We start from the raw sequence: 3002 nt of genomic DNA, 5'->3' as shown, positions 1-3002 counted from the left end.
CATCGACCGCTACGACATTGACGCCGCCGGCCAACTGATCGCCTACACCGACCCGGCCCAGCGCATCACCCGCCTGCGTTACGACCGCAGTGGTCGTCTGATCCAGCGGATTGACGCCCTCGGCCATTCCGTCGAGTTCGGCTACGACGCCTATGGCCGCCTGCTGCACCTGAGTAACGAAAACCACGAACGCTACCGCTTCGAATGGGACGTACTGGACCGCCTGCTGGCCCAGCAGGACCTGGACGGTAGCGGGCGCATCTATCAGTACAACCCGTTGGGCGATGTTACCGGCATCCACCATATTCCCGCGCCGCACGCCGAGCCCGATCTGGACGGCAAGGACAGCGCCGAATCGAACACGCCACTGGTGCACCATTTCGAGCGCGACGCCCTGGGCCGCTTGATCCGTAAACGCACCGATGATGGCGTCACCGAATATGCCTACGACACCGCCGACAACCTGCTGGCGATCAGCTTTACCGGCACACAGGGCGACCAGCAGCGGCTCGACTATACCTACGATGCCCTCGGCCAACTGCTCAGCGAAACCAACAGCGCCGGGCTGCTGCAGTACGACTACGACGAGCTGGGCAACCTTGAAACCCTGACCCTGCCCGATCAGCGCCAACTCAACCACCTGTACTACGGCAGCGGCCACCTGCATCAGATCAATCTGGGCGGGCGGGTGATCAGCGACTTTGAGCGCGATTCACTGCACGAGGAAGTACTGCGCACTCAAGGCGCCCTGCACACCCGTACCCGTTACGACCGTAATGGCCGGCTCAGCCAGAAGGCGTTGCACTATCACCAGGTCGCCCGCGAGGTGCTGCCGCTGTTGCAGAAGGACTACCAGTACGACGCCAGCGACAACCTGGTGGCCGAGATACTGACCCAGACCCAGCGACCTGGCAGCAACCGCCCGACCACGGCGGCCAATGACGACAGCCTGATCGGGCGATTTCACGGCCACACCTCGACCGGCAAGTCCTATCAAGGCAGTGCCGCGTACGGCTACAACCCTGTCGAGCAGATCCAGAGCATGCACCGCAGCAGCCCCGCGTCGTTGGGCCAGCACATCGAGAGCCTCAATTACGACGCAGCCGGCAACCTGTTCGATGGCTACCGGGTCAAGGGCCTGATCAAGCACAACCGCGTGCATGTGTATCAAGACAAGCGTTTTCGCTATGACCGCTTTGGGCGGCTGAGTGAAAAACGTAGCGGCAGCAACCGCATCCAGCGTTTCGAATACGATGCGGAACACCGGTTGATCTGTGTCCGCCAGCAGCAGGGATCAATGGCCCAGCGCATCGTTTTCAACTACGACCCGCTGGGGCGGCGCATCAGCAAGCAGGTGTACAACGACAACGCCAGCGAGCTGAGCCACCGCACGCTGTTTCATTGGCAAGGCTTGCGACTGCTTGAGGAGGTGCAGGACGGCAGGCCCAGCCTGTACGTGTATGCCGATCCGGGCAGCTACGAACCCTTGGCCCGCATCGATGGCAAGCCGGGGAGCGAAGCGATCTTCTACTTCCACACCAACCTCGCGGGTCTGCCGGAACAGCTGACCGACACTGACGGCAACACGGTGTGGCACAGCGAGTACCAGGCCTGGGGCAAGACGCGGGACGAGTGGCATGATCAGCAGCCGGGACGTGAGCAGAACCTGCGTTTTCAAGGGCAGTACCTTGACCGCGAAACCGGGCTGCACTACAACACCTTCAGGTTTTTTGATCCGGATGTGGGGCGGTTTACGCAGCCGGATCCGATTGGGTTGGCGGGAGGGTTGAACCTCTATGAGTACGCGCCGAACCCGATTGGATGGTCTGACCCGTGGGGTTGGTCTGGATGCAGCCTCCAAGAGTACGAAGTTGGAAAATTTGATGATTTGCAACGTAAGTCACGAATCGGAGACAAATTGGATGTCCACCATGCAGTTCAAAAGCACCCCGCTGCTCAGGTAATTAATGGATACGACCCCAAAGCAGGCCCTTCGATTGCACTTCCCCGAAAGGAACATAGGAAAATCCCAACAATCAAAGGGCAGTACACAGGAACCGCTCGCGACCTTCTCGCCAAAGACATTCGTGACCTTCGAAGATATACAGACACTCCGTCTTCAGCGATAAAAGAACTAATTAATCTTAACAAAGAGATGTTTCCAAAAGTATTTGAAAGGACAATCGCGAAATGAATACCAATGAATTTATTGAAGCTATAAAAATTGTCGTTCGGGACGCAGCAATTGAGGACTCCATCTCGCTCCTCGAGTCCCCTCCCGGAAGAAACCCAAGCAAAACAACTCTTGACTTAACTACTTTCTACAATCGCCAAGCAAATGATGATAAAGAAATGATAAACAAAATTATCGAATCGGCTGTTGACGAGGCGATATTTGGACTCCTATGCGTTCTTGACGGTGTCAGAGCAATAGAAAATGAGGACGATAAAGGTACACTAGATTTGTACTTTACAAAGTCGAAATCCGTACACCTAAACAAAGATCGGAATCTTCACGATATCTACAACTGAATTTAAGGCGTGCTAAATGGGATGGGCAGCCTGTATGCCCGCCCATTACCCCTAATTCGCTGGCGTGGACCGTTGGCATGCCGGCCCCCCCCTGGCTCCTCATCACCCGAGAGTTCAGACTGAAGGGCTGCAAGGCAGGCAGCCCGGCGGCTGTGTTCACCGGCAACACGTTCCAGCTGACCCGGACGACCGGGGCCTCATCCTCTATCGACTAGAACACGGCTTGGAACGTGATGAGACCCACGTCACCGACAGCCTCGGTCGCCAAGACCATTACTACTGGGGCCCCTTCTACGAGATCTACAAACACATCGACCCCCTCGGTAACTGCTGGCAAGAGGAGATCATCGCCGGGCAATTGATGAAGAGCGTCGATCCACAGGGCGGCGAATGGCGCTACAGCTACGATGATATTGGCCGCCTGATCGAGACGCGCGATCCATTGGGGCGTAGCGAACACATCCGCTATC

General features: G+C 57.2%; 3 protein-coding genes. All 3 read left to right on the top strand.

Annotated features, from left to right (window positions below; all coding sequences use genetic code 11):
* A partial coding sequence (locus CFE47_RS31065; protein WP_286843003.1) for an RHS repeat-associated core domain-containing protein occupies positions 1-2194 on the top strand: 2194 nt, incomplete at its 5' end.
* Entirely contained in the window at positions 2191-2532 is a 342-nt protein-coding gene (locus tag CFE47_RS31060) for a hypothetical protein (RefSeq protein WP_286843001.1), read from the top strand. The genes CFE47_RS31065 and CFE47_RS31060, both read left to right, overlap by 4 nt.
* A gap of 223 nt (positions 2533-2755) precedes the next feature.
* Positions 2756-3002 (top strand): RHS repeat domain-containing protein (locus tag CFE47_RS31055; RefSeq protein WP_286842997.1); only part of this gene is annotated, 247 nt, incomplete at its 3' end.

Source organism: Pseudomonas sp. PGPPP1 (assembly GCF_002255865.1).
GTDB lineage: Bacteria > Pseudomonadota > Gammaproteobacteria > Pseudomonadales > Pseudomonadaceae > Aquipseudomonas > Aquipseudomonas cremoris.
Note: the sequence above shows the minus strand (reverse complement) of the source record. Positions and strands in the feature narration are given on the sequence as shown.